The 2,173-nt window shown below is 77.6% G+C and carries 2 protein-coding genes; one reads left to right on the top strand and one right to left on the bottom strand.

What is annotated here, in order from left to right:
* Positions 1-52 precede the first annotated feature (52 nt).
* A complete protein-coding gene (locus ACOV8S_RS24410; protein WP_448320314.1) occupies positions 53-1,315 on the bottom strand; it encodes a TDT family transporter in 1,263 nt (420 codons plus the stop codon).
* A 71-nt stretch (positions 1,316-1,386) separates the two neighbouring features.
* Between ACOV8S_RS24410 and ACOV8S_RS24405 the strand changes: the two genes are divergently transcribed.
* Positions 1,387-2,173, top strand: a 787-nt coding sequence (locus ACOV8S_RS24405) for a LysR family transcriptional regulator (protein ID WP_448320312.1), incomplete at its 3' end; no start/stop codon positions are given.

Here is a 2,173-nt window from a genome sequence, read left to right as displayed (position 1 = left end):
GGGACGGGGTGCGGTGGCGGGTCCCGCGCCGCCCGTTCCTCGGCGCGGAGGGTCAGACCGTCGCCGGGGTGCGCCCGGGGGCGGCTTCACGGCCGGCGGCCATCGACGGGGCGGCTGCCGAGGCGGCGGTTTCCGGGGAGGCGGCTTCCGCCGGAGCGGTGACGGGCGCTACCGGCAACGGCCCGGCGGCTGCTTGCCCGGCCGCCCGACCGGCCGCCCGACCGGCCGCCGGGCCGGCTGCCTGCCCGGCCCCCGGGCCGGCCAGGAGGTCGCCGCGGATCAGGCCGCGGGCGGTGCCGAACGCGGCTGCGGCCCACGCGGCGAGCAGCAGCGCGAACAGGGCCACCGCGAGGGCGTCGAACACGACCAGGCCCGTCCGGTGTCCCAGCGCGGTCGCGCCGGTCACGCAGGTGCCCACCGGGAAGGTGAACGCCCACCAGGTCATCGCGAAGCCCATGCCCGCACGGACCGCGCGCACCACCAGGGCGGCAGCGAGGGCCAGCCACAGCAGGGCGAAGCCGGTCACCGGGACGCCGTAGAGCACCGCCATCACCTCTGCCACCTCGGCGTACGGGGCGGGGACCGTGCCCGGCGCGACGGCCGCGAGGTTCCCCGCGGCGGTGGTCGACTGCCCCAGCGGACCCAGCACCAGGAACAGCGTCGGGGTGAGGGCCAGGGGCGGCGGGCCGCCGGTGAGGAGCCGGGCGAACACCACGGGCAGCGTCACCAGCACCGCCAGCAGGCTCAGGCCGAAGAGCGCCAGGCACAGTGCCGTCATCGTCCACCGCGCGGCGCCCTCCGGCAGGTACGGGACCAGCAACGGGCCGAGCGCCGCCGAGACCATCGGCGCGACCAGCGGCAGCAGCCAGGCGGGCGCGGCGTCGGCGAGGGAGGGGCGGTGGCGCACCACCATCAGGTAGGGGACGGCGACGGCCGCCGCCAGGCCCGTCAGCGTGCCGGCGGTGAACAGTACGGCGTCCAGGGCGACGGCGGCGGGCAGGCCGATCCAGTCCCGGCCGACCGTCACCGCGCCGCCGCCCACGGCCAGCAGCGCCATCGACAGACACCCGTAGAACGGGGCCACGGCGGGATCCAGCAGGTGGCGGCGGGCCTGGTCGCCGTGGTGTCGCCAGTGCAGGGCACGGGCGGTCAGCAGCGCCGCCAGCATCAGCAGGGAGAGCGTCCACAGGCCGGCCCAGAGTCCGCGCAGCCCGCCGAGCGGTGCGGGGAGCCCCGCGCCGGCGGTGCCGAGGACGGCCGTTCCCATGACGGCGGCGTACCAGTTGGGGCCGAGATGACGTACTGCGCGGATCATGTCCCCCAGCGTCCGGCGCGGGCCCCGGGGCGGGCAGAGGGCTCGTTCCTATGAGGACATAAGCTGAGGTTATGAGCAGCCGCCCCGACGACCAGCACGACGCCCGGCACGACGCCTCCTACGTGGCCGGGTCCCTCGCCCACCGCGTGCCGGACCTCGGGGCGCTCGAGCTGCTGCTGGCGGTGGCGCGGCTGGGGAGCCTGGGCCGGGCGGCCCGCGAGCTGGGCGTCTCGCAGCCGGCGGCCAGCAGCCGGGTGCGGTCGATGGAGCGCCACCTCGGGCTGGCCCTGGTGGACCGCTCGCCGCGGGGCTCCCGGCTCACCGACACCGGGCAGCTGGTGGCGGACTGGGCCCGCAAGGTGGTCGAGGCGGCGGCGGCGTTCGACGCGGGCACGCAGGCGCTCAAGGACCGGCGCGACTCGCGGCTGCGGGTCGCGGCCAGCATGACGATCGCCGAGTACCTGCTGCCGGGGTGGCTGATCGCGCTGAGCGAGCGGCGGCCCGGCACGGCGGTGTCGCTGCACGCGGGGAACTCGGCGGAGGTGGCGCGGCGGGTGCGGTCCGACGAGGCCGACCTCGGGTTCGTGGAAGGGCTCACCGTGCCGGAGGGGCTGGACTCGGCGGTGGTCGCGCACGACCTGCTGCTGGTGGTCGTCGCGCCCGGGCACCCGTGGGCGCGACGGCGGCAGCCGGTGACGGCCGAGGAGCTCGCCCGCACGCCGCTGATCCTGCGCGAGGAGGGGTCGGGGACGCGGCAGGTGCTGGAGGTCGCGCTCGGCGGGCTCACCCGGCCGCTGATCGAGCTGTCGTCCACGACGGCGGTGAAGACGGCGGCGGTCGGCGGGGCGGGGCCGGCGG

Source organism: Streptomyces sp. CO7 (genome assembly GCF_053474865.1).
This window is presented reverse-complemented; position numbering and strand designations above follow the sequence as displayed.